This is a genomic window from Mesorhizobium sp. M8A.F.Ca.ET.202.01.1.1 (genome assembly GCF_004791595.1).
Lineage (GTDB): Bacteria > Pseudomonadota > Alphaproteobacteria > Rhizobiales > Rhizobiaceae > Mesorhizobium.
Window position 1 is genome coordinate 209,604 of record NZ_SRUN01000013.1, and the last position, 23,483, is coordinate 233,086.

The following is a 23,483-nucleotide window of genomic DNA, read 5'->3' on the forward strand; positions in this document are numbered from 1 at the left end:
ACTGCGCCGCGCTGGCTTTGGCCGCGCGGCGCCAAAGCGTCAGTCCTGCTTGCCCAGGAATGACGGCCCTTCGCCGATGATCTTCTTGTCTTCCTTGCCGACGACATCGAGATCGCGCCCCTCGTAGGGCAGCGACAGGAGGATGCGACGCATCACCGCCAGCCGCGCGCGGCGCTTGTCGTTGGCCCGCACGATGATCCATGGCGCGAACTCCTTGTGGGTGTGCTCGAACATGCTGTCGCGCGCCTTGGTGTAATCGTCCCACTTGGTGATGCCGGCAATGTCTATCGGCGAGAACTTCCAGCTCTTCAGGGGGCTGTAGCGGCGATCGTGAAAGCGCTCGAGCTGCGTCTCCTGGCCGATGTTCAGCCAGAATTTGAAGAAATGGATGCCGTCATTGACGATCATTCGTTCGAAATGCGGCGTCTCGTCGAGAAACTTCTCATGCTGTTCGGGGGTGCAAAAACCCATCACTGGCTCGACGCCGGCGCGGTTGTACCAGGAGCGGTCGAAAGTGACGAATTCGCCCGATGTCGGGAAATGGTCGGCATAGCGCTGGTAGTACCATTGCCCCAGCTCCGTCGGGGTTGGTTTGGTCAGCGCGACGTTGCGCGCCGTGCGCGGGTTGAGGTACTGGCGCACCACGAAGATCGTACCGCCCTTGCCGGCAGCGTCACGCCCCTCGAACAGCGCCATCACCCGCTTGCCGGTCGCCTGCAGCCAGGCTTGCGCCTTGACCAGCTCGATCTGCAATTTCTCGAGCGTCTCGTCATACTCTTCGCTTTTCATCTTCTTGTCGTAGGGATACCCGCCCGCGGTCAGCTTGTTCTCCTCGACCCAGTCCGGAAGCTCGGGATTCTCGATATCGAACTCCCGTTTCTTGCCGCCGATCTTGATGTTCAGCGGACCAGAAGTTGGCGTGACGGAATTTTCCTTGGCGTTTTTCATGCAGGCGAACCCTTTTAAGTGTCTGGACTCATGCTATTGGGAGCCACTACAGGCCGCATGTCCATTTGGACGCGCAAACGACGCTGTAGCACTTTTGATTTGCGGTCCAGCGGAAGTTTCCGTCGCCGTGTGACCGGTGGAGGTTGGGCGCGCGAATGACTGACCTGGGCGCGGAACAGAAAGGCACGGGGCAAGCCATGGCCGCCCGGCTGTGGAACAGCCGCTGGCTGCTTGCGGCCGGGGTCGTGGCGGTTCTGATCGCCTATGGCTTCGCGGGTATTTCCGCCTACGTGCTGGTACCGGCTCTGCTGCTGTTGCTGGCGGCGGCAATATTGCCGGCGGCCGGTGTGCGCCATTCCGCCGAGAGCGCCGGGGCAATCGAGGCGATGGGCTTGCAGCGCCTGTCGGGGGAATATCTCGCGGCCGCGGTCGCCGATCCGCTCATCATCTTCGACCAGGCCGCCACCATCGTCCACGCCAACGCCGCCGCCTTTGCCGCCTTTGGCGGCATCGCGCCCGGCATATCGCTGCCGCTGAAATTCCGGGCGCCGGAAATGCAGGCGCTGCTGGACAGTGTGCTGTCGGGAACCGTCGCCTCGGATGTTGTCGATTACACCGAGAAACTGCCTGTCGAACGGGCCTACCGGGTCAGCGCGTCATCGGTCGGGCATGGCACTGACCTCTATGTGCTGGTCTTCAAGGACCAGAGCGAGGCGCGACGCATAGACCGCATGCGCGCCGACTTCATCGCCAACGCCAGTCACGAGTTGCGCACCCCGCTGGCCTCGATCGCGGGCTTCATCGAAACGCTGCGCGGACCGGCCCGCAACGATCCGGCGGCACGCGAGCAGTTCCTCCAGATCATGCAGAACCAGACCGGCCGGATGGCGCGCCTGATCGACGATCTGCTGTCGCTGTCGCGGCTGGAGATGAAGCCATATCTGAAGCCGGGAACCGAAGTCGATCTGCGCCAGACCGTCGACAGCGTCATCGATTCGCTCGGACCGCTCGCCCGGGAAAACAATGTCGCCATCGAGCGCGATTTCGCCAAGGGGCCGCTCGATGTGCCGGGCGATCGCGACGAGCTGTTCCAGGTCTTCGAGAACCTTTTGGAAAACGCCTGCAAATACGGCCAGTCGGGCGGCCGCGTCGTGGTGTCGATCGCGCGCGGCGATGACGGCTCCGAGCCAGGCATCGACGTGACGATCAGGGATTTCGGCCCCGGCATCCCCGAGGAACATATCCCGCGCATCACCGAGCGGTTCTATCGTATCGATGTCGAGACCAGCCGGACCCAGAAAGGCACGGGACTTGGCCTGTCGATCGTCAAGCACATTCTGACGCGTCACAACGCAAGGCTGACGATCCGGTCCGAGGTCGGCAAGGGCGCCGCGTTCTCAGTCCATTTGCCGGCGCACTGATACTGCCCTAGTTTGCCACGGGACCGTTTCTTTTTTCTGTCATCCGGTTAGCGTATCAGCGGGGATTCGAGGAAACGACTCAAAATCAAGACACCCCGTGGGAAGGCATTTCGTCCATGCAGTCCGTTCACACAATGAGCGCCTTTGACGAGGAACTGAAATATCTCTCCAAGCGCATCGCCGCCATGGGCGGCCATGCCGAGCGCATGGTCGAGCAGGCGGTCGCCGCCTTGGTCAATGCCGATCCGGGATTGGCCCAGAAGGTCATTCGCGATGACCTCGTGCTGGATGAGGGGCAGCGTGAGATCGACGACAAGGCGATCATCATCATCGCCAAGCGCCAGCCGATGGCGACGGACCTGCGCGAGATCGTCGGCGCCATCCGCATTTCGGCCGACCTCGAGCGGGTCGGCGACCTCGGTAAGAACGTCGCCAAGCGGGTGGTCGCCGTCATCGACGGCCGTCAGCCGACCAGCCTTTTCCGCGGCCTGGAGGCTCTGGCCAACCTGGCGCTGACCCAGCTGAAGGAAGTTCTCGACGTCTATGCGTCGCGTTCGGTCGACAAGATCGGCTTCGTGCGCGACCGAGACGACCAGATCGATGCCATGTACACGTCGCTGTTTCGCGAATTGCTGACCTACATGATGGAAGATCCGCGCAACATCACGCCCTGTACGCATCTGCTGTTCTGCGCCAAGAACATCGAGCGTATCGGCGATCATGCCACCAACATCGCCGAGACCATCTACTACATCGTCACCGGCGACCAGATGCCGCCCGATCGGCCGAAAAGCGACAAGACGGACAAGATCGGCCTCCCCGCGGCGCTGCCGGTGAAGTGAACGCACGTCCTCTCGAACGCTTGATCATATTGCGCTAAACTACCCCGAGATAAGCTTGGTTCCCTGGGGAAGGCAACGCTTTCGGAGGCCGCGATGGAATATGTCCGGGAGTTCAAGCCCTCGCCGCCGACATCGGGCATCATTGCCTGCGGTGTCTATACCGCCGGGCGCCGCATCGCCGATATTCCAATCGAGGAAGCCGGCGATTGGGCCAAGAAATCGGGACACGTCGTCTGGATCGGGCTGCTTGAACCCGACCGTGAACTTCTGCTGCGCGTCCAGGCACAGTTTCATCTGCATGAGCTGGCGATCGAGGATGCCGAGCATCCGCACCAGCGGCCAAAGATCGAGCAATATGGCGATGCGCTGTTCATCGTCGCCCGCACGGCGCAGCTGATCGACGGGCGCGTCACCTTCGGCGAGACTCATCTGTTTGTCGGCTCAGGCTACATCGTCAGCGTCAGGCACGGCCCGTCGACATCCTATGCCGCCGTGCGCCAGCACTGGGAAAGCTGCCCGCACTCGCTGGCCAAGGGCGAGGATTTCGTCCTTTACGCCATTCTCGACTTCATCGTCGACAACTACATGCCCGTGCTCGAGCAGATCGAGGACGAGGTCGAGGCGATCGAGGACAAGGTCCTGCTGAAGCCGATGACCGGCCCCGATATCGAACGGCTTTACATGCTGCGCCGCGACCTCTTGCGCCTGCGCAATGCGGCATTGCCCCTGGTGGAAGTCTGCCGCCGGCTGACCAGCGCCGAGCTGCCGCAGATCCATTCGGCCATGCACCCGCTGTTCCGCGACGTGACGGATCACATCCGCACCGTCCAGGAGAAAATCGACAGTCTGCGCGAGGTGCTGGCCTTCGCCTTCGAGGCCAGTCTCCTGGTCGGCCAGAGCCAGGAAACGGCGATCTCCAAGAAACTCGCCTCGTGGGCGGCCATCCTGGCGGTGCCAACCGCATTCGCCGGTATCTACGGCATGAACTTTACCGACATGCCCGAGCTGAAGATGGAATATGGCTACCCGATGGTGCTGGCCACCATCGCGCTGATCTGCTGCTTCCTGTATTGGCGGTTCAGGAAGAACGGCTGGCTGTGAAAGAGCAAATAGCGAATAGGGGAAAGACTGCATTGCCCCCTCGCGGAAGCTCAATCAGTGGCTATTCCCTATCGGTTCCTGCGCCGCTCCGCCGCTGGCTGGAACGCCACGCGGGCATGGTACTTGCAGTAGGGACCGGTCTCGGCGGCTTCGTTGCCGCAGAAATTGAAGTCCTCCGAAAGCGGATCACCGTTCGGCCATTTGCAGGTGCGCTCGGTCAGTTCGACGAGCTGCAGATGCCGTGAGATCGGTACCACGACGTTCTCGACCGGGCGAATGTAGTGTCTTGCTACAGGTTCGGCGTCGAATTGCGTCTGAAGGGCCGTCGCGCCGATCGAAGTCGTGACATGACGTGCCGTGGTCGCGGCGCGTGCCACCGACTTCTGGACGGTCGATCCTTGCGATGCCTTCTTCTGGCGTGCCGGCGTCGCCGTCGCACGGCCGCGGCCCGACAGTTTCAGCCGGTGCACCTTACCGATGACCGCGTTGCGGCTGACCCCTCCAAGCTGAGCGGCAATCTGGCTTGCGCTCAGACCCTCCGACCACAGTTTTCTCAAGAGTTCTACCCGCTCGTCAGTCCAGTTCATGACCGCGCTCCTCATAAGCGTGCGGCAATCAGAATCCTTTCCCGACCCAGCACCACTGCTGGGGCAGACACCACATATATCTGGTGATTAGGTCCGCCGCACGAAATCTAGTTATTTCTCGACTACAACTACTCTATGCGCTGACTCGGTGACAAGAGTCCCAAGTGCAACACGAATCGGTTTTTTCGGTTTTCCCCAACTTGCCCGGTCGCTCATGAGCCGGCGTCGCGTCAGGGGGCTTGCCGCGCGCCACTACGCGACGTTTTCGTTGACTTCATGACCGAAAAACACGATAAGCCACAGAAGGCCGCCGCTTTGGCGGCTTTTTTGATTTTCCGGTACCGGAGACGCATATAATGAGCGGTTCGGCGCTTTACGAGACCTTTGCTCGCGCACCCCTGGCCTTCGACCATGGGGAAGGCACCTGGCTGGTTACCGACAAGGGCGAGCGATATCTCGATTTCGCCGGCGGCATAGCTGTCAATTCGCTTGGCCACGGCCATCCTCATCTGGTCGCGGCCCTTACCGAACAGGCGGCGAAGCTCTGGCACGTCTCCAATCTCTATGAGATCCCGGGGCAGAGCCGGCTTGGCGAACGATTGGCTGATGCCACCTTCGCCGACAAGGTGTTCTTCACCAATTCCGGCGCCGAGGCGCTGGAATGCGCGATCAAGACGGCGCGGCGCTACCACTTCGTCAAGGGACATCCCGAGCGCTTCCGCATCATCACCTTCGAAGGCGCCTTCCATGGCCGCACGCTGGCGACCATCGCGGCCGGCGGCCAGTACAAATATCTCGAGGGCTTCGGACCCAAGGTCGAAGGCTTCGATCAGGTCGGCTTCGACGACATCGACGCCGCTGAAAAAGCGATCACGCCCGAGACCGCCGCGATCCTGATCGAGCCGGTGCAGGGCGAGGGCGGCATCCGCCCGGTACCGACACAGTCGTTGAAGCGTCTGCGGCAGCTCTGCGAGCAGCACGGCCTGTTGTTGATCTACGATGAGGTTCAGTGCGGCATTGGCCGTACCGGCAAGCTGTTCGCGCATGAGTGGTCGGGTGTGACGCCCGACATCATGGCAATCGCCAAGGGCATTGGCGGCGGCTTCCCGATGGGCGCCTGCCTTGCCACCGATGAAGCGGCCGTCGGCATGACCGCCGGCGTGCACGGCACCACGTTCGGCGGCAATCCGCTGGCAATGGCGGTCGGCAACGCCGTCCTCGACGTCGTGCTGGAAGATGGATTTCTCGAGGATGTCCAGCGCAAGGCGCTGCTGATGAAGCAGGGGCTTGCGTCGGTAGCCGACGAATTCCCCGAGGTGATGGAGGATATCAGGGGCACCGGGCTGATGCTCGGCCTCAAATGCGCGATGCCCAACGGCAAGGTGAACATGGCGCTGCGCGACCAGCATTTGCTGGCGGTTCCGGCCGGCGACAACGTCATTCGCCTGCTGCCGCCGCTGACCGTCACCGATGCCGAGATTCACGAAGCGCTCGGCCGCATCCGCGCCGGCGCCAAGGGCCTGTCGGAGGCCATTGCCTCCGCCGCCGCGAAGTAATCCGGAACCATTCCTGATGTCAGTTCGCCATTTCACCGATCTTTCCACCGTTTCCGAAGGCGATTTGCGCTTCATGCTGGATGATGCGGTGACGCGAAAGGCGCGTCTCAGGGCCGGCGAGCGGACCAAGCCGCTCGAAGGCAAGGTGCTGGCCATGATCTTCGACAAACCGTCGACGCGCACGCGCGTTTCTTTCGACGTCGGCATGCGCCAGCTTGGCGGCGAGACCATCATGTTGACCGGCACCGAGATGCAGCTCGGCCGCTCCGAGACCATCGCCGACACCGCCAAGGTGCTGTCGCGCTATGTCGACGCCATCATGATCCGCACCACCTCGCACGAGCGGCTGCTAGAGTTGACCGAGAATGCCACCGTTCCGGTGATCAACGGGCTGACCGACGACACCCACCCCTGCCAGCTGATGGCCGACATCATGACTTTCGAGGAGCATCGCGGTCCGGTGGCCGGCAAGACCATTGCCTGGACCGGCGACGGCAACAACGTGCTACACTCGCTGCTCGAGGCCTCGGCACGGTTCCGCTTCAATCTCAACGTCGCCGTACCCGAAGGCAGCGAACCGGCGCAGAAGCATGTCGACTGGTCCAAGGCGCATGGCGGCAAGCTGCATTTCACCCGCTCGCCCGAAGAAGCCGTCGACCAGGCCGACTGCATCGTCACCGACTGCTGGGTGTCGATGGGCCAGGAACACCGTGCCCGCGGCCACAATGTCTTCTCGCCCTATCAGGTCAACGCGGCGCTGATGGCCAAGGCAAAGCCCGACGCCCTGTTCATGCATTGCCTGCCGGCCCATCGCGGTGAGGAGGTGACCGACGAGGTCATCGACGGACCGCATTCGGTGGTCTTCGACGAGGCCGAAAACCGGCTGCACGCCCAGAAGGCCGTGCTTGCCTGGTGTCTCGGTGCTTGATGTGTCTTGTTGCTTGATATGTCTTGGCGCCTGAAATGCCCAGGCGCTTGATCTGCGGGGGCGCGATGCCTATCTGCGCCGCATCACGCAAATCAAGCGCGTTTGGACGCATGTGCCCACCAGGGCCGCATGGCCGCGCCCTGGAGCTTTGTCATGTTGGAAAGCCATCAAGTGACTGAACATCACCCCAAACTCGGCGAGTTCGGCTACGCCGGCGACGATCACGTCGTTCCCTTCGAAGTCGGTCCGCTCGACGTGCGTGGCCGCACGGTGCAGCTCGGGCCGATGCTCGACGCCATCCTTGGCCGCCACGACTATCCCGAGCCGGTCGCCCGCCTGCTGGCGGAAGCCTGTGTGCTGACGGTGCTGCTCGGCACCTCGCTCAAGTTCGAAGGCAAGTTCATCCTGCAGACCGGTACCGACGGGCCTGTCGACATGCTGGTCGCGGACTTTTCCACGCCCTCGGCGCTGCGCGCCTATGCGCGTTTCGACGCGGATCGGCTCGAAGCGCTGGTCGCGGCCGGCGAGACCTCGCAGCAAACGCTGCTTGGCAGCGGCGTGCTGGCGCTGACCATCGATCAGGGCGCCCATACGCAGCGCTATCAGGGCATCGTCCAGCTCGACGGCGAAACGCTGGAAGACGCGGCGCGCACCTATTTCCGCCAGTCGGAACAGATCCCGACGGATATCAGGCTCTCGGTCGCCAAGCTGCTGACGCCCGGTATCGGCGGTGCGCGCGAGCAGTGGCGCGCCGGCGGCATACTGGCGCAGTTCCTGCCGCAATCGCCCGAGCGCATGCGCGTCCCGGACCTGCCGGGTGGCGATGGCGATCCGCGCGAGGAAGTCCACGATCCGGCCGATAATTCCTGGCAGGAACTCCTCGCCTTGCTGGGCACCATCGAGCCGACCGAGCTGATCGACCCGACCATCGGCGCCGAGCGGCTGCTCTATCGCTTGTTCCACGAGCATGGCGTGCGCGTCTTCGGCGGCGTCCCGGTCACCGACCAGTGCTCGTGCTCCAGGGACAAGATCCGCGATATCCTCGAAGGCTTCTCCGCGCAGGAGATCAAGGACAGCACCGAGGATGGCGGCATCCACGTCGCCTGCGAGTTCTGCTCGACCCAGTACGACTTCGATCCGGCCGAGTTTGCGGCTCAGTAAAGCTAGTCCCTTCTCCCCGTCACTATACGGGGAGAAGGTGCCGGCAGGCGGATGAGGGGCAGCGCCAGCGTTAGTACAGGAGCTCCTTGGCTCTATCTGAAGAAATTCTCGCAAGCTCGGCGCTGCCCTCATTGTCCTGCCGGACGGTCGTCACTCGAAAAGCCAAGCAATTGGCTTTTCGTCCGCTTCGCGGACCATTCCTCAACTCCCCCGTATAGTGACGGGAGAAAAGACGCTAATTCACCGTGCGCCTTGTCCCCGGCAGATCGAGCGAGAAGGCGGGGATGGCGATGTCGAAGGTCTCGCCGCGCTTGTTGCGCATCGTGTAGCGTCCGACCATGATCCCGGACGGTGTCGAGAGCGGGCAGCCGGACGTGTATTGATAGCTGTCGCCGGGATTGAGTTCCGGCTGGTCGCCGACAACGCCCGGCCCGCGCACTTCCTCGACCCGGCCGGCGCCATCGGTGATGTGCCAATAGCGCGACAACAACTGCACGAACTCGTCCGACTGGTTGTCGATCGTTATCTGATAGCCCCAGACATAGCGGTTCTCCGAGGGATCCGAACGGTCCTCGAGATAGAACGGCCTGACCTGCACTTCGATGTTGCGCGTCACGGCGCGGTACATGAGCGGCTCCAAAACAACCCGATGACTTTCAGCGCTCCCGGTGAGCAGGTCAACGTGCGCGTCTTGTCGCGGCTGACCTTGAACCGCAGGTGCCGGCAAAGAATGTCATTTAAGTGACACACGACAATGGTGGTGTGCACGAACCGGGCGACTCGGCGCTCTGTCGAACTGTTGAAAACGGCCACGATGCCGGCCGCCTTTCCGGAGTGACCAGATCTCGATGGAACTCACCTTCATAGCCGCCTCGCTTTCGACCGCACTCATCCTTTCAAACGCCGCCAGCATTTCGCTCGCCGCTTCACAGCTGAAACGGCGCAACACGATCGCCCCGCCAGCCGGCAAGCCGCAACCGGTCTCGATCGTCGTCCCGTCGCGGGGCGTCGAGCCGTTCACGCATGAGACGCTGGAACGCGCCTTCGCCCTCGACTGGCCACGCTACGAACTGATCTTCTGCGTCGCCCATCCCGACGATCCGGTGGTCAAACTGATAAACAGGGCGATTGCCCGGTTTCCCAAGGTGCCGGCCCGGCTGCTGATCGGTGACGACCGCGTCAGCGCCAATCCAAAGCTCAACAATTGCGTCAAGGGTTGGGAAGCGGCACGCCACAACTGGGTCATCCTTGCCGATTCCAACGTCCTGATGCCGAGGAACTATGTCGAGCACATGATGGCGGCATGGCGGCCCGACACCGGCCTTGTCTGCTCGACGCCGATCGGCTCGCGGCCCGAGGGTTTCTGGGCCGATGTCGAATGCGCCTTCCTTAACACATTGCAGGCCCGCTGGCAGTATGCCGGCGAGGCGCTCGGCCTCGGCTTTGCCCAGGGCAAGAGCATGCTGTGGAACAAGCCGATGCTGGATGCCAATGGCGGCATTCGGGCGCTGGCCGCCGAGATCGCCGAGGACGCTGCCGCCACCAAGCTGGTGAACGGCCTCGGCTTGCGCGTCAATCTCGTTGCCGCGCCCTTCGAGCAGCCGCTCGGCCAGCGCACGCTTGGCGAGATCTGGTCGCGTCAGGCCCGCTGGGCGCGCCTGCGCCGCGTCACCTTCCCGCTGTTCTTCGCGCCCGAAATCCTGACCGGCGCGGCGGTGCCTCTCGCGCTTGCCCTGGTTGCTGCGGCGAGCGCCGGCATCAGCCTCTGGGCAACCGCGATTGCCGTGTTGGCGGCCTTCTACCTTCCGGAGTGCGCACTGGCCTTGTCCAAGGGCTGGTACCTGTCGCCGCGCATGGTCGCGGCCATGATTGCGCGGGACGTGATGCTCCCAACCCTCTGGGCGCGCGGCTGGCTCGGCGGCGCCGTCGACTGGCGCGGCAACGTAATGACCATCCGCACCAAGGCGGCCGAACTGGAGGAGACGCCGTCGCGCGCCTGATCGCCGCGACCGACGCTCCCAAACAGCCTATTTGGCGGTCTTCAGCGCCTGCGCGATGTCTTCCAGCAGGTCGTCGGCGTCCTCCAGGCCGACCGACAGCCTGAGCGTCCCTGGCCCGATGCCGAGTTCGGCGCGGGCCTCGTCGCTCAGGTTCTTGTGCGTCGTCGTCGCCGGATGGGTGATCAGGCTCTTGGCATCGCCGAGATTGTTCGAGATCAGCACGATGTCGAGGGCGTTCTGCAGCGCGAAGGCCGCCGGCTTGCCGCCCTTGACGTCGAGGCAGATCAGCGTCGAGCCGCCCGACATCTGCTTCTTGACGATGGCGGCCTGCGGATGGTCGGCGCGGCCGGGATAGATGACGCGGGCGATCTGCGGCTGCTCGGCCAGGAAGTCGGCGATCCTGCCGGCGCTTTCCGTCTGCTGGCGCACGCGCAGCGGCAGCGTTTCGAGCCCCTTCAGCAAGGTCCAGGCATTGAACGGCGACAGGCTGGGGCCGGTGTGGCGGAAATAGTCGTGCAGGTTTTCGTCGATCCACTTCTTGTCCGACAGGATGACGCCGCCGAGGCAACGGCCCTGGCCGTCAATATGCTTGGTGGCCGAGTAGACGACGATGTGCGCACCAAGCTGCAACGGCTTCTGCTGCAGCGGCGTGGCGAAGACATTGTCGACGACAAGCCGCGCGCCGATCGAATTGGCAAGCGAGGCGACGGCTGATATGTCGACGACTTCCAGCGTCGGATTGGTCGGGCTTTCCAGGAAGAACAGCTTGGTGTTCGGCCTGACCGCCTTTTCCCAATTGGCGATATCGGTGCCGTCGACCAAGGTCGCCTCGATGCCATAGCGCGGCGCCAGCGTCTCGACCACCCAGCGACAGGAGCCGAACAGCGCGCGCGCCGCAATGATATGATCGCCGGCCTTGACGCTGCACAGAAGGGCCGCGGTCACCGCCGCCATGCCCGACGCCGTGGCGCGCGCGTCCTCGGCGCCTTCGAGAGCGCACATGCGCTTTTCGAACATGTCGACGGTCGGGTTGGCGTAACGCGAATAGATGAAGCCAGGCTCTTCGCCCTTGAAGCGGGCTTCCGCCGCCTGGGCGGTTTTATAGACATAGCCCTGGGTCAGGTACATCGCCTCGGCGGTTTCGCCGAATTGGGAACGCAGGGTTCCGCCATGCACGAGTGCCGTCTGAGGTTTCCAGTTGCGCTTCTTGGTGCTCATCGCTTTGTTCCAGACACAAAAAAACCGGCCGCGAAAGTCGCAACCGGTCCATACGGCCTTGCGGCCCGACGGTCCTTTAGCGACTTGTTTAACGTGGCTGCAAGCCGACCGGCCAAATCACCACGGGATAACGACCCTTTAGACCCGCGCCACGCTTGCGTCAATTGCCGGCTTCATTAAGAGGTTTGTACCAAGGCAGGTTCCGCAAAAGTGCCCGGTGGTTTTGCGGCAAGAACCTGCACCAAAAGAGACCAGTCTTGGGCGGAGCCAGACTTTGCGGCAGACAGGCATTCTTCCTGATCAGGACATTTCGGCGCTGTTCAAGTCCGGCGCGCTGAAGTCGCCGCGCGCGCTCGATGCCGATCAGATCCAGCCGGCGAGCCTTGATCTCAGATTGGGGAAAAAGGCCTGGCGGGTGCGCGCCTCGTTCCTGCCCGGCCCCAACCACAAGGTCTCGGAAAAGCTCGATCGGCTGCAACTCCACGAGATTAATCTGACCGAAGGCGCGGTTCTCGAAACCGGCTGCGTCTATATCGTGCCGCTGCTCGAAAGTCTGGCCCTGCCGGCTGGCATTTCGGCTTCGGCCAATCCGAAGAGCTCGACCGGGCGGCTCGACATCTTCACCCGCGTCATGACCGATCGCGGCCACGAGTTCGACAAGATCGCCGCCGGCTATCACGGCCCGCTCTATCTCGAGGTCAGTCCGCGCACTTTTCCGATCGTCGTGCGCACCGGTTCGCGCCTGTCGCAGATCCGCTTCCGTACAGGCAACGCACTGCTATCGGAAGCCGAACTGCATGAATTGCACAACGCCGAAATGCTGGTCGCCACCGATCCGCCGAACATTTCCGGCGGCGGCATCGCGCTGTCGATCGATCTCAATGGCGACAAGGATGGGCTGGTCGGCTATCGCGGCAAGCACCACACCGGCCTCGTCGATGTCGACAAGCGTGCCGCACAGGACGTCGTCGATTTCTGGGAGCCGATCCACAAGAGCGGCGCCGGCGAACTGGTGCTCGATCCCGACGAGTTCTACATCCTCGTCAGCCAGGAGGCGGTGCATGTGCCGCCGCTCTACGCCGCCGAGATGACGCCCTTCGATCCGCTGGTCGGCGAGTTCCGTGTCCACTATGCCGGCTTTTTCGATCCGGGGTTCGGCCATTCGGCGTCCGGCGGCACCGGCAGCCGGGCGGTGCTCGAAGTGCGCAGCCACGAAGTCCCGTTCATCCTCGACCATGGCCAGATCGTCGGCCGGCTGGTCTACGAGCACATGCTGAAGCGGCCGCGGGCGCTTTACGGCACCGACCTGGGCTCGAACTACCAGGCGCAAGGCCTCAAGCTCTCAAAGCATTTCCGCGCGGTGCGCTAAGGTCGAAGCTGCCGATCTCCCCACGAGAGGGGGATGACGCCCCCGTGGCTTTTACAGCGCCTTCACCGCCACCTTCACCGGCTTTTCGATTTCCAGCGGGTTGCGCAGCGGCAGGCCGAAATCCCCTGCCTCGATCTCGAACACGTCGCCTGCTTCCGTGTTGATGCCGTCGGCGAAGGATAGCGTCGCGGTGCCGAACATATGCACATGCACGTCGCCCGGCTGGCGGAAGGCCGAATATTTGAAGTGGTGGTGTTCGAGATTGGCGATGGTGTGCGACATGTTCGTTTCGCCCGACAGGAACGGCTTCTCCCACAATGTCTTGCCGTCTCGCAGGATGCGCGACGTGCCGCGGATGTCCGAAGGCAGGTCTCCGATCAGGATTTCCGGCCCGAACGAGGCATTGCGCAGCTTGGAGTGGGCGAGGAAGAGATAGTTCACGCGCTCGGTCACATGGTCCGAGAATTCGTTCGACAGCGTGAAGCCGACGCGGAACGGCGCGCCATCGTCGCCGATGACATAGATCCCGGCGACCTCGGGTTCTTCGCCGGCATCCTTGGCAAAGGCCGGCGACATCAGCGCCGCGCCAGGCGCGACCGCCATGGTGCCGTTGCCCTTGTAGAACCATTCCGGCTGTACGCCGACCTGGCCTTTGGCGGGTTTGCCGCCTTCCAGCCCCATGCGGAACATCTTCATCGAATCGGTGAGCTGCTCCTCGCCGTCGGTGCTGAGCTTCTTGTGCATGGAATCGCGCGTCGCGGCCGACCCGAGATGCGTCAGCCCCGTGCCGGTCAGGTGCAGATGCGCCGGGTCGGGGTGATTGATCGGCGACAGGAGCCGTCCTCTCTTGTAGGCGGCGTCGAGATCGACCGTCTCGCCAAGTCCCTTGCGTTCGATCAGGGCGGCCAGGCCGACACCGGTGCGGGCGGCCTCCATCGCCAGCGAATAGACGCTGCGCGCGCCGTTGATGATCCGGGTCTTCCCGCCGCTGCGGGCAACGACACGGATCGTCTCGGCATCGTCGAGAATCTGCGAGATCAGCATGATCAGTCCTCTCTCATTTTTCCGTGTCGGGCTGCCATCGGCAAAATCCCGACCGGCGCGGCGCGGAAACGCGCCACGGTTGAAACGCTTCGTCCGGATTGCGTTCGCGAGCCTGGTCCTTCCCCGGACTTCTTGGTGCCGACGGGCTGCCGGCAGCTTCGCGATCTAGAACCCGTATGCCTCCTAGTCCTCGCCTCCAGCCCTTAAGCCTTGTTCTTGTTGTAGACGTCGAAGATGACGGCTCCGAGCAACACCAGTCCCTTGACTACCTGCTGCCAGTCGACGTTGACGCCCATGATCGACATGCCGTTGTTCATCACGCCCATGATGAAGCCGCCGACCACCGCGCCGATCACCTGGCCGACGCCGCCCATCGCCGAGGCGCCGCCGATGAAGACGGCCGCGATCACGTCGAGCTCGCTGCCGAGGCCCGCGGCCGGCACGGCCTGGCCGAGACGCGCGGCGATGATCAGGCCGCCGAGCGCCGACAGCACGCCCATATTGATGAACACCAGAAGCGTCAGCCGCTCGGTGTTGATGCCCGACAATTGTGCTGCCTTGGGGTTGCCGCCCATCGCGTAGATGCGGCGGCCGATGGTCATGCGCTTGGTAACGAAGACGAACAGCGAGATCAGCACGCCCATGACGAGCAGCACTACCGGCAGGCCCCTGTAGCTGGCGAATTCATAGACCAGGAACAGCGCCAGCGCGCTGGCAACCAGCGTCTTGATGACGAACAGGGGGAAGGGCTCGGCCTCATAGCCGTGGCGCTCGCGCTTGCGCCGTGTCCTCACCCCGAAATAGGCATAGGCCAGCACGGCGATCAGCCCCAGCACGACCGTCGTCATGTGCAGCGTCAGGCCGCTGCCCAAAATGGTCTTGCCGGCCGCGTTCACCGTCGGCGCAACCAGCGTCAGCGGGCCGATCACATCAGGGATGAAGCCGGAGCTGAGTGCCTTGAAGCCGTCCGGAAGCGGACCCACCGAGGAGCCGCCGCCCAGCAACGCCTGGCAGATGCCGCGGAAGATCAGCATGCCCGCCAGCGTCACGATGAAGCTCGGTATCCGGTGATAGGCGATCCAATAGCCTTGCGCCGCGCCGATCAGGCCGCCCACGATCAGGCAGACGATCGAGACCACCAGCGGATTGCTGAGCGGTCCGAGCTGCCAGATGACCATCATGTTCGCCGCCAGCGCGCCGATGAAACCGGCGACCGATCCGACGCTGAGGTCGATATAGCCGGAAACGATGACCAGCAGCATGCCCAGCGCCATCACGATGATGAACGAGTTCTGCTGCACCAGGTTGCTGAGGTTGACTGGCTTGAACAGCGTTCCCGACGTGGTGAACTGGAAGAACAGCATGATGACGATCAGCGCGATAATCAGACCATATTCGCGCAGGTTCGTCGTCAGCGCCGAGACGGCGATGCGTGGACGTTGTTCTTCGGCGATGTTGCCTTGCGGGGCGGGGGCGCTGTCGGTGCTCATGCTGCTTTTCCTTCTCCACGAACGATGGCCCGCATTATTTTTTCCTGGCTCGCGTCCGCCGCGGGCATTTCGCCCACGATGCGCCCTTCGTTCATGACATAGATTCGGTCGGTGATGCCGAGCAATTCCGGCATTTCCGACGAGATGACCAGGATCGCCTTACCTTCAGCGGCGAGGCGCGCGATGATCGTGTAGATTTCGTACTTGGCGCCGACATCGATGCCGCGCGTCGGCTCGTCGAGGATCAGAACTTCCGGGTCGGCGAACAGCCATTTCGACAACACCACCTTCTGCTGGTTGCCGCCCGAAAGATTGCCGGTCATCTGATAGACGCTCGATGCACGGATGTTGGTTTTCTTTCGATAGTCGTTGGCAACGGCGAGCTCGCGCATGTCGTCGATCACACTGTGGCGCGAGACGCCGCCCAGATTGGCCAGCGTTATGTTGTGCTTGATATGATCGATGAGGTTGAGACCGTAGGTCTTGCGGTCCTCGGTCACATAGGCGATCCCGTGTTGGACCGCCTTGCTCACCGAGGAGACGTCGACCGCCTTGCCCTTGAGCAGCACTTCGCCGGTGATGCGGCGCCCATAGGAGCGGCCGAACAGGCTCATGGCGAATTCGGTGCGGCCGGCGCCCATCAGCCCGGCAATGCCGACCACCTCGCCCTTGCGCACGTTGAGGTCGATGCCCTTGATCACCTGCCGCTCGGCATGGATCGGGTGATAGACCGACCAGTTCTTCACTTCGAACACGACCTCGCCGATGTCAGGCTCGCGCGGCGGATAGCGGTCGTCGAGCGAGCGGCCGACCATGGAGGTGATGATGCGGTCCTCCGAAATATCCTTCTTGGCCAGCGTCTCGATGGTACGCCCGTCGCGGATCACGGTAACCTTGTCGGCGACCCGGTTCACCTCGTTGAGCTTGTGCGAGATCAGGATCGAGGTCATGCCTTGCCGCTTGAATTCGAGCAGCAGGTCGAGCAGCGCCTGGCTGTCCTTTTCGCTGAGCGATGCGGTCGGCTCGTCGAGGATCAGCAGCTTGACTTCCTTGCTCAGCGCCTTGGCGATCTCGACCAACTGCTGCTTGCCGACGCCGATATTGGTGATCAGGGTCTTTGGGTCCTCCTTGAGGCCCACCTTCTTCAACAGGGCGCTGGTGCGCGCCTCGTTGGCGTTCCAGTCGATGACGCCGTATGTGGCGTGCTCGTTGCCGAGGAAGATGTTTTCGGCGATCGACAGCATCGGCACCAGCGCAAGCTCCTGGTGGATGATGACGATGCCCTTGTGTTCGCTGTCATGGATGCCCTTGAATTGGCATTCCTGGCCCTGAAAAATGATCTGGCCGTCATAGGTGCCGGAGGGATAGACGCCCGACAGCACCTTCATCAGCGTCGACTTGCCGGCGCCGTTCTCGCCGACAACGGCGTGGATCTCACCTTCCTCCACGCTGAGGTTGACGTTCGACAGCGCCTTCACGCCGGGGAACGTCTTGGTGATGTCGCGCATCTCCAAAATCGTCGAGGTCATCAGGGCAAGCTCCTCCTAGACTTTCTTGTTTTTACGCAATTCCTGACGGAAAACCGCCGCGCACTTTTCCTGGAATTGCTCTAGGCCGGCAGAAACAATACCGGGGTCGCTTGTGAACGAAAAGGGGCCCTGCGTTGCGCAGGACCCCTGATTTTATAACCGGGATTACTTCAGGTCTTCGGCCTTGATGTAGCCGGAATCGACGACCATCGCCTGGTAGTTCGACTTGTCGACCTCATGCGGCGTCAGCAGGATCGAGGGAACCACCTTGACGTCGTTGTTGTAGGTCTTTTCATCGAGGCCTTCCGGCTTGCCGCCCGAGAGCACCTTGTCGACCAGCTGCACAGTGGCCTTGGCCAGTTCGCGGGTGTCCTTGAACACGGTCGAGTACTGCTCGCCCGAGATGATCAGCTTGACCGAGGCGGTCTCGGCATCCTGACCGGTCACGATCGGCCAGGGCTGTGCGTCCGTGCCGTAGCCGACGGCGCGCAGCGAGGCGGTGATGCCGCGCGACAGGCCGTCATAGGGCGACAGGACGCCGTCGACGCGGCTGCCGTCCGAGTAGTTGGCCGACAGGAGGTTGTCCATGCGAGCCTGGGCGGTGGCGGCGAGCCAGCGCAGCGTGCCGACCTTGTCCATGCCGGTCTGGCCGGACTTGATCTTGATCGAGCCGTCGTCAATCAATGGCTGCAGGACGGAGATAGCACCGTTGTAGAAGAAGAAGGCGTTGTTGTCGTCGGGCGAGCCGCCGAACAGTTCGACGTTCCACGGCTTGGTGTTCGGGAAGCGCTCCTTGAGGCCCTTGACCAGCGAATTCGCCTGGATCACGCCGACGCCGAAATTGTCGAAAGTGGTGTAGTAGTCGACATTGGCGGTCTTCTTGATCAGGCGGTCATAGGCGACCACGACGACGCCTGCGTCGTTCGCCTTCTGCAGCGCATCCGACAGGGTGGTGCCGTCGATCGAGGCGATGATCAGCGCCTTCGGGCCCTTGGTGATTTCGTTTTCCAGCTGGCTGAGCTGGTTGGGGATGTCGTCCTGCGCATACTGCAGGTCGACAGTGTAGCCAAGCGCCTCGAGCTGGGATTTGACGGCGTCGCCGTCATTGATCCAGCGCTGCGAGGTCTTGGTCGGCATCAGCACGCCGACAAGACCCTTGTCGGCCGCGTGCGCCTGATAGCTCATGGCAGCGATGCCAAGGGCCGCGACGGCGGCCAGCGTCTTGATGATTTTCACGTTACTCTCCCTGGTTGATGGACGCGACACCTCGGGGCTTCGCGGGCCGCGCAGCCAGACAGGAGCGCAAAGGCGCCGCTGTCGGCTTTATCGATCTCCGGTATCCTCCCAATCGGCTCCGCGACACAGTTTCAATCGATACGATTTTGTTCGTTACCGACCCTTGCATCTCGGAGCGCGCGAAGGGTGGGTCCCTTTGCCATAACTGTCAAATGCGATCTTTGGTGGTTGCTATACCGAAACCGGTATGATCTAGCATGCGGAAAGAAACCGGCGGAAAGGCTGGAAGATCATGGCGGCATTGCGCGATCCCGATGCTATTCCAGTAAGTTACGAGAAGCTCCCGGGAGATGGGGAGACACTCCTGCGCAGTGGCTTGAGCTTGCGCCACATGCGCATGATCGCCGCCCTCGACGATCACGGACGGGTGAGCGCGGCGGCCCAGGTCATGAACATCTCCCAGCCGGCCGCCTCGCGCATGATCGCCGAGATGGAGGCGGTGCTTGACGTAAAGCTGTGCGAACGGCTGCCGCGCGGCGTGACCCTTACCCCCTACGGCCAGGCGCTCGCCAGGCGGGCCCGGTCGATCCTGCTCGAGATGCGCGAAGCCGACCGCGAGATTGCCGAGCTCAAGGCCGGCAAGGGCGGCTCGGTGTTCCTCGGTGCCGTGACCGCGCCGGCGATCGAATTGGCCGTACCGGCGATTCGCGAGATCCGCCGCATCTACCCGCGCATCGAGATCACCATGCAGGTCGAGACGTCGAACGTGCTCGCCCGCGAGCTGATCGCCTCGCGCCACGACTTCATCATCGCCCGCATTCCCGACGACCTCAATCCGCGGCTGTTCGAATCCCGTGTGATCGGCGTCGAGAAAGCCTGCCTGATCGTGCGCCGCGGCCACCCGCTCGCCGGGGGCAATGTGGTCAGGCTGGAAGACACCGCCGCCTATGACTGGGTCTTCCAATCGGGCGGTTCGCCCTTGCGCCAGGCGATGGAAAGCAATTTCCTGAACCGCAACATCGCGCTGCCGGACCGGATCTTGAACACCAGCTCGCTGCTGCTCACGCTGGTCATGGTTGCACAATCCGATGCCATCGCACCGGTCTCGGTGCAGGTGGCGAAGTTCATCCAGAATCCGGACGGGCTTGCCGGCGCCATCGATGTCGTCCAGACCGAGTTCGACATCGAGGTCAGGCCCTACAGCCTGATCACGGTCCGGAATCGCGTGCTCTCGCCGGCGGCCAAGATGCTGCATGATTTCATCCTGCGCGAAGTAGGGTGACGGAACGAGAACCGACACCGCGCGTTCAGAAGCGATCGGCATGCGCGCTGGAGCCTGTTTCGGGCGAGGGAACGAGGTGTCGATGGTCAACAACTCGAGAGGTTTTTATGGAACGTCGGAAGTTTCTTACTGGAATGCTTGGCGTTGCGGGGGCAGTGGCGTTTGCAAGCGTGGCCGGACCCGGCCGCGCGGTTGCCGGTATTCCCCAGGGCACCGGAATTCTTGATGAGCTGGACAAGCCGGATCCGGCTGTCTTCGAAGGGGACGACGAAGTCGCGCTGGAGCAGGTCTCCCATCGCAGCGGCCACCATGGCCACGATTACCACGATGACTACTGGCGTCGCCGCCATGGACGCCGCCGCGGCTGGAGACGGGTTTGCCGCAGCTACTGGCGCCACGGCCGCCGCCGCGTCCGCTGCTGGCGCGAGCGCGTCTGGCTGTGATCGCTTCTGCGGCTGACGCAAAGGCCGACCACCACAACGTGGCCGGCCTTTGCGCGTACGGCGTTGATCGACCAGTGTAACGTGTATGGCCTGCATTTTGCCTTGGCGTGAGGTCGAATCTACGGAACCATATGAGCCTTTGTTCGTTGAGGCGCTGTTTAAGCGGAGCTTTGACATGTCGAGGGGCGATCAGGAAGAACGGCTTTCTGCAATCGAGGTCGGACAGGCCGCGGGCAATCCGCACGCATGAAAGGCGTGGCGATACTTACCGAAGCCCGTAGCGGTTCCGAATGGCTTGGCAGTCTCACAAACAGCACGGGATTGTTCGGCAACTCCGCCGAGTGGCTCGACACGACCAATCTCGGGTGCAAGCCGAAATCCTTCGATGACCTGCTGTCCGCCGTGATCGATCGCGGCGGGACCGCGAACGGCACGTTCGCCGTCAAGCTGTTTCCACGGCACCTTCACTGGTCGCAGGCCAAATATGGAGCCGACTTCCTGGCGGAATGCGGCCGGCGCCATGCCATGGGTTTGGTCCTGCTGGAGCGGCGGGACCGTCTTCGCCAGGCGATTTCCTATTGCCGGGCGAAGGCGTCAGGCCATTGGAGAAGCACGATGGACGGCGCGGACCTGGTTCCGCAATACGACTTCGCCGGCATCTGCCAGGCCTATTTTCTGATCGAGCAGAGCTATGCCTTCTGGGAGGCATACCTGCGGCTGGCCGATCTGCATTACGATCACTTTTTCTATGAGGATCTGTTGGACGATCCTCGTCCGTACGTTGCGTCGGTGGCTCGGCAATTGTCGATGGAAATGCCGGACGGAGAGTTCGAGACGAATTTGCGCCTGCAGCGGGACGACCTCACCGAAGATTGGGCCGAGCGGTTCCGCAACGACGTCAAATCGGAAGACCTACTGGCGCATCTGCCCAGGAAGGTGGCACCGCGGAATATCAGCAACCTCGCCCGGTTCCTCCTCAAGAAGCAGATGCGAACCGGCCAGGCCTGAATGCCTCTTTAGTCTCGCCAAGAGCAATTCCAGGAAAAGTGCGTAGCGGTTTTCCCGGGAGAAGCGCGTAGCGCTTCCCCTTGGGAATTGCGTGAAAACAAAGAGTTAGAGCGGGCCAGCGATTCCGTGAAATGCTGAATCGGCTCGGGTGGACAGGTTCCTGCGTGGGCCGGATCAGCAACCGACTTTTCGGTTTCAGGCTGGAGCGGGTAGCGGGAATCGAACCCGCGCGTTCAGCTTGGGAAGCTGACAGGCTACCATTACATCATACCCGCGCTGCAGCCTCGTTATCATGACGGCATGGCTTCGGGCAATCGCAAAGCGGTGTCACGACGCGGGCTTCGCCAACTCACCTGGTGACGGTCGGCGCCTGCTCCCTGACCTTTGCGACTTCGCCGCCGGCGGCGAAGCTCGGCCAGTATTTCGAGATAGCCAGCGTCGCGCCGGCGGAAGAGAAATGGCCATAGTCGAAATAGAGAAACTGCTTGCTGGTGGCATCCGCATAGGAACAGCCGGTGGCGTCGCACAGATAGGTAAGCGGATCGATGAAGGTCGCGCCTTTGGCGAAGGGCTGCACCTGCTTGTTGATGTCGGGATCCATGGCCATCGGCCAGGATGTGTTCACGGCGCCCTCGTGTTTTGCAAAGAAAGCGATCTTCTGGACGTCGGCGATGAACTCCGGAGACTGGCCGATGACATAGACCTTGACACCCATGTCGCGCAGCCGGTCGATCGTCGTTTGCAATCCGTCGAAGCCCCTTGCCTGGTAATCCGTCCATCGTCCGCTCAGGATCACCGCCTGGATATTGGCATCGCGGATGATCGACAGCGCCCGTTCGTTGAAGCGGGTGCAGGCCGGCCGGGCATAGGAAAAATAGGACAGGTTGGGTGGGCAGCCGGCATAGGTATATTGGATGACGTTGGCCTCGATTTTCTGCGCGTTGGCCTCCAGGCCCGAAACATAGTGAGCCGCGAAAGAATCGCCCCACAGCAGCACATTGGTGGGAAAGCCGTGCGTGCGCGTGCAGTCGGCAAGGTTCCAATCCTCGATCCGATTCCCGCCTTCGTTGAAGCAGACGCCGTTGCGCCAGTCACCCACCAGGATGCGTTGCGTCGAAAAATCAGGGAACCGCTGCGGAAAGCCGTTGCCGAGCACGCCGGCCAGACCGCCGACGCACAGCAGGACAATCGCCGTCGCCGAAAAGGCGAAGATCGGCAGCGGGGCGGTAAAGGGTCGCTTCCGCCGGAAAGGCTGCTCGACATATTTCCACGAGAAGGTCGCCAGGGCGAAGCTCGCCACCGTCATCGCGACGATCGTCGGCACCGAGATGGCTTTCAGCGAGAGATAGTGGACGAAGGAATTGATCGGCCAGTGAACAAGGTAGAGCGAATAGGAGATGAGGCCGACCCAGACCATCGGAGAGAATTGAAGCACGCGCGTGGCGACAGGCACGGGCCGGTCGGGGTGATTCTGGCCCGCATAGATGAGCAGAGCGGTTCCGATGCAGGGAAACAGGGCGTTGTAGCCAGGAAACGGATCGCTCTCCGAAATCGTCAGGAAGCCGAATGCAAGCAGGGCAAAGCCGGCCAGGCCGACCAGTTCAGTTGCCGGCCGGCCGGCTAGTGGCGGCGGCCTTTTCAGCATCAGCATGGCGCCCAGCGCCAGTTCCCAGATCCGTGTCGGCAGGAGGTAGAAGCCAGCGGTCGGCGCCAGCGTGGTCGCCATGACCGCCAGGGCAAAACTTCCGATGGCGATCGGCAGAAGTATCGTCAGCCAGCGCTTCGACGCATACCGGTAGATCAGATACACAAGGATCGGCGCGAAGATGTAATACTGCTCCTCGACCGAAAGCGACCATGTGTGCAGCAGCGGCCGCAGTTCGGCGTCGATCGAAAAATAGTTCGTCGTCTTCCAGAAATAGATGTTCGACCAGAAGGTCGAGGCCGCGATCACGCTGAGGCTGAATTCGTGCAGGTCCGACGGCAGCAGGATGAACCAGGCCGCAATGCTTGCAAGCAGGATGACGAAGGTCAGCGCCGGCAGGATGCGCCGTGCGCGACGCCAGTAGAAGCGTCCGATCGAGAATTGGCCGCGCTCGAGATCATCGAGCAGGCTGCCGCTGATCAGATAGCCCGATATGACGAAGAAGATGTCGACGCCGGTGAAGCCACCGGGAATGGCGGACACGCCGAAATGGAAGAGCACGACGGGCAGCACCGCAACGGCCCGCAGGCCATCGATATCACGCCTGTAATTCATTCGACCGGTCCGTATGCCGTGGCCGGCGATGGTCGTGCGGCGGAGCCTGAAATGCTCCTC

General features: G+C 62.5%; 20 protein-coding genes, 1 tRNA gene and 1 riboswitch. Of the genes, 10 read left to right on the plus strand and 11 right to left on the minus strand.

Features of this window, described 5'->3' with window-relative positions; translation table 11 throughout:
- Positions 1–39: 39 nt before the first annotated feature.
- A complete protein-coding gene (ppk2, locus tag EN845_RS26165; RefSeq protein WP_127870773.1) occupies positions 40–948 on the minus strand; it encodes a polyphosphate kinase 2 in 909 nt (302 codons plus the stop codon).
- A 155-nt stretch (positions 949–1,103) separates the two neighbouring features.
- Between ppk2 and EN845_RS26170 the strand changes: the two genes are divergently transcribed.
- The 3 genes from EN845_RS26170 to EN845_RS26180 all read left to right on the plus strand — a co-directional run bounded on the left by EN845_RS26170 (position 1,104) and on the right by EN845_RS26180 (position 4,312).
- Positions 1,104–2,369, plus strand: coding sequence for an ATP-binding protein (locus EN845_RS26170; RefSeq protein WP_127870774.1), 1,266 nt, complete (start codon positions 1,104–1,106; stop codon positions 2,367–2,369).
- Positions 2,370–2,485: 116 nt separating this feature from the next.
- On the plus strand, positions 2,486–3,211 hold the full coding sequence (gene phoU / locus EN845_RS26175) for a phosphate signaling complex protein PhoU (RefSeq protein ID WP_127275608.1): 726 nt from the start codon (positions 2,486–2,488) through the stop codon (positions 3,209–3,211).
- A 93-nt stretch (positions 3,212–3,304) separates the two neighbouring features.
- On the plus strand, positions 3,305–4,312 hold the full coding sequence (locus EN845_RS26180) for a magnesium and cobalt transport protein CorA (protein ID WP_127870775.1): 1,008 nt from the start codon (positions 3,305–3,307) through the stop codon (positions 4,310–4,312).
- 68 nt (positions 4,313–4,380) lie between these two features.
- Here the strand turns inward: EN845_RS26180 and EN845_RS26185 are convergent, their stop codons facing one another.
- Positions 4,381–4,899 (minus strand): GcrA family cell cycle regulator, encoded by a 519-nt coding sequence (locus EN845_RS26185; protein ID WP_127275610.1) that lies wholly within the window; start codon positions 4,897–4,899, stop codon positions 4,381–4,383.
- A 356-nt stretch (positions 4,900–5,255) separates the two neighbouring features.
- On the opposite strand from EN845_RS26185, the gene EN845_RS26190 reads away from it, so the two are divergent.
- The 3 genes from EN845_RS26190 to EN845_RS26200 all read left to right on the plus strand — a co-directional run bounded on the left by EN845_RS26190 (position 5,256) and on the right by EN845_RS26200 (position 8,544).
- Positions 5,256–6,455, plus strand: a complete 1,200-nt coding sequence (locus EN845_RS26190; protein WP_127275611.1) for an aspartate aminotransferase family protein — start codon at positions 5,256–5,258, stop codon at positions 6,453–6,455.
- A gap of 16 nt (positions 6,456–6,471) precedes the next feature.
- Positions 6,472–7,383 carry an ornithine carbamoyltransferase gene (gene argF / locus EN845_RS26195; protein WP_127275612.1) on the plus strand — a complete coding sequence of 304 codons (912 nt, stop codon included), beginning with the start codon at positions 6,472–6,474 and terminating at the stop codon, positions 7,381–7,383.
- A 129-nt stretch (positions 7,384–7,512) separates the two neighbouring features.
- Positions 7,513–8,544 carry an Hsp33 family molecular chaperone gene (locus EN845_RS26200; RefSeq protein WP_127870776.1) on the plus strand — a complete coding sequence of 344 codons (1,032 nt, stop codon included), beginning with the start codon at positions 7,513–7,515 and terminating at the stop codon, positions 8,542–8,544.
- 235 nt (positions 8,545–8,779) lie between these two features.
- On the opposite strand, the gene apaG is transcribed toward EN845_RS26200, so the two are convergent.
- On the minus strand, positions 8,780–9,172 hold the full coding sequence (gene apaG / locus EN845_RS26205) for a Co2+/Mg2+ efflux protein ApaG (protein WP_027146773.1): 393 nt from the start codon (positions 9,170–9,172) through the stop codon (positions 8,780–8,782).
- A gap of 220 nt (positions 9,173–9,392) precedes the next feature.
- Here apaG and EN845_RS26210 point away from each other — a divergent pair, with 220 nt between their 5' ends.
- A complete protein-coding gene (locus EN845_RS26210; RefSeq protein ID WP_127870777.1) occupies positions 9,393–10,544 on the plus strand; it encodes a ceramide glucosyltransferase in 1,152 nt (383 codons plus the stop codon).
- 27 nt (positions 10,545–10,571) lie between these two features.
- Here the strand turns inward: EN845_RS26210 and EN845_RS26215 are convergent, their stop codons facing one another.
- Complete coding sequence (locus EN845_RS26215; protein WP_127870778.1) at positions 10,572–11,762, minus strand: O-succinylhomoserine sulfhydrylase; 1,191 nt, start codon at positions 11,760–11,762, stop codon at positions 10,572–10,574.
- 56 nt (positions 11,763–11,818) lie between these two features.
- Positions 11,819–11,896, minus strand: a riboswitch (SAM riboswitch).
- Between the two features lie 140 nt (positions 11,897–12,036).
- Here EN845_RS26215 and EN845_RS26220 point away from each other — a divergent pair.
- Positions 12,037–13,131, plus strand: coding sequence for a 2'-deoxycytidine 5'-triphosphate deaminase (locus EN845_RS26220; RefSeq protein ID WP_127870779.1), 1,095 nt, complete (start codon positions 12,037–12,039; stop codon positions 13,129–13,131).
- Between the two features lie 51 nt (positions 13,132–13,182).
- Here the strand turns inward: EN845_RS26220 and araD1 are convergent, their stop codons facing one another.
- From araD1 to chvE, 4 genes are all read right to left on the minus strand, one after another.
- The gene (gene araD1 / locus EN845_RS26225) at positions 13,183–14,175 is read right to left on the minus strand and encodes an AraD1 family protein (protein WP_127275617.1); all 993 of its coding nucleotides are present in this window, start codon (positions 14,173–14,175) and stop codon (positions 13,183–13,185) included.
- A gap of 203 nt (positions 14,176–14,378) precedes the next feature.
- Positions 14,379–15,665, minus strand: coding sequence for a multiple monosaccharide ABC transporter permease (gene mmsB, locus EN845_RS26230; RefSeq protein ID WP_127870780.1), 1,287 nt, complete (start codon positions 15,663–15,665; stop codon positions 14,379–14,381).
- The gene (gene mmsA / locus EN845_RS26235) at positions 15,662–17,194 is read right to left on the minus strand and encodes a multiple monosaccharide ABC transporter ATP-binding protein (RefSeq protein WP_127870781.1); all 1,533 of its coding nucleotides are present in this window, start codon (positions 17,192–17,194) and stop codon (positions 15,662–15,664) included. The genes mmsB and mmsA overlap by 4 nt, the downstream gene beginning before the upstream one ends.
- A 165-nt stretch (positions 17,195–17,359) precedes the next feature.
- On the minus strand, positions 17,360–18,430 hold the full coding sequence (chvE, locus tag EN845_RS26240) for a multiple monosaccharide ABC transporter substrate-binding protein (RefSeq protein WP_127275620.1): 1,071 nt from the start codon (positions 18,428–18,430) through the stop codon (positions 17,360–17,362).
- Positions 18,431–18,722: 292 nt separating this feature from the next.
- Here chvE and EN845_RS26245 point away from each other — a divergent pair, with 292 nt between their 5' ends.
- Positions 18,723–19,712, plus strand: coding sequence for a LysR family transcriptional regulator (locus EN845_RS26245; protein WP_015319281.1), 990 nt, complete (start codon positions 18,723–18,725; stop codon positions 19,710–19,712).
- 86 nt (positions 19,713–19,798) lie between these two features.
- On the opposite strand, the gene EN845_RS35550 is transcribed toward EN845_RS26245, so the two are convergent.
- On the minus strand, positions 19,799–20,062 hold the full coding sequence (locus EN845_RS35550) for a hypothetical protein (RefSeq protein ID WP_189522898.1): 264 nt from the start codon (positions 20,060–20,062) through the stop codon (positions 19,799–19,801).
- 339 nt (positions 20,063–20,401) lie between these two features.
- Between EN845_RS35550 and EN845_RS26255 the strand changes: the two genes are divergently transcribed.
- Positions 20,402–21,163 (plus strand): Stf0 family sulfotransferase, encoded by a 762-nt coding sequence (locus tag EN845_RS26255; protein WP_127275621.1) that lies wholly within the window; start codon positions 20,402–20,404, stop codon positions 21,161–21,163.
- 201 nt (positions 21,164–21,364) lie between these two features.
- Here the strand turns inward: EN845_RS26255 and EN845_RS26265 are convergent.
- Both EN845_RS26265 and EN845_RS26270 read right to left on the minus strand, forming a co-directional pair.
- Positions 21,365–21,438: transfer RNA gene (locus EN845_RS26265), tRNA-Gly, on the minus strand.
- Positions 21,439–21,512: 74 nt separating this feature from the next.
- Complete coding sequence (locus EN845_RS26270; RefSeq protein ID WP_127870783.1) at positions 21,513–23,423, minus strand: acyltransferase family protein; 1,911 nt, start codon at positions 23,421–23,423, stop codon at positions 21,513–21,515.
- Positions 23,424–23,483 lie beyond the last annotated feature (60 nt).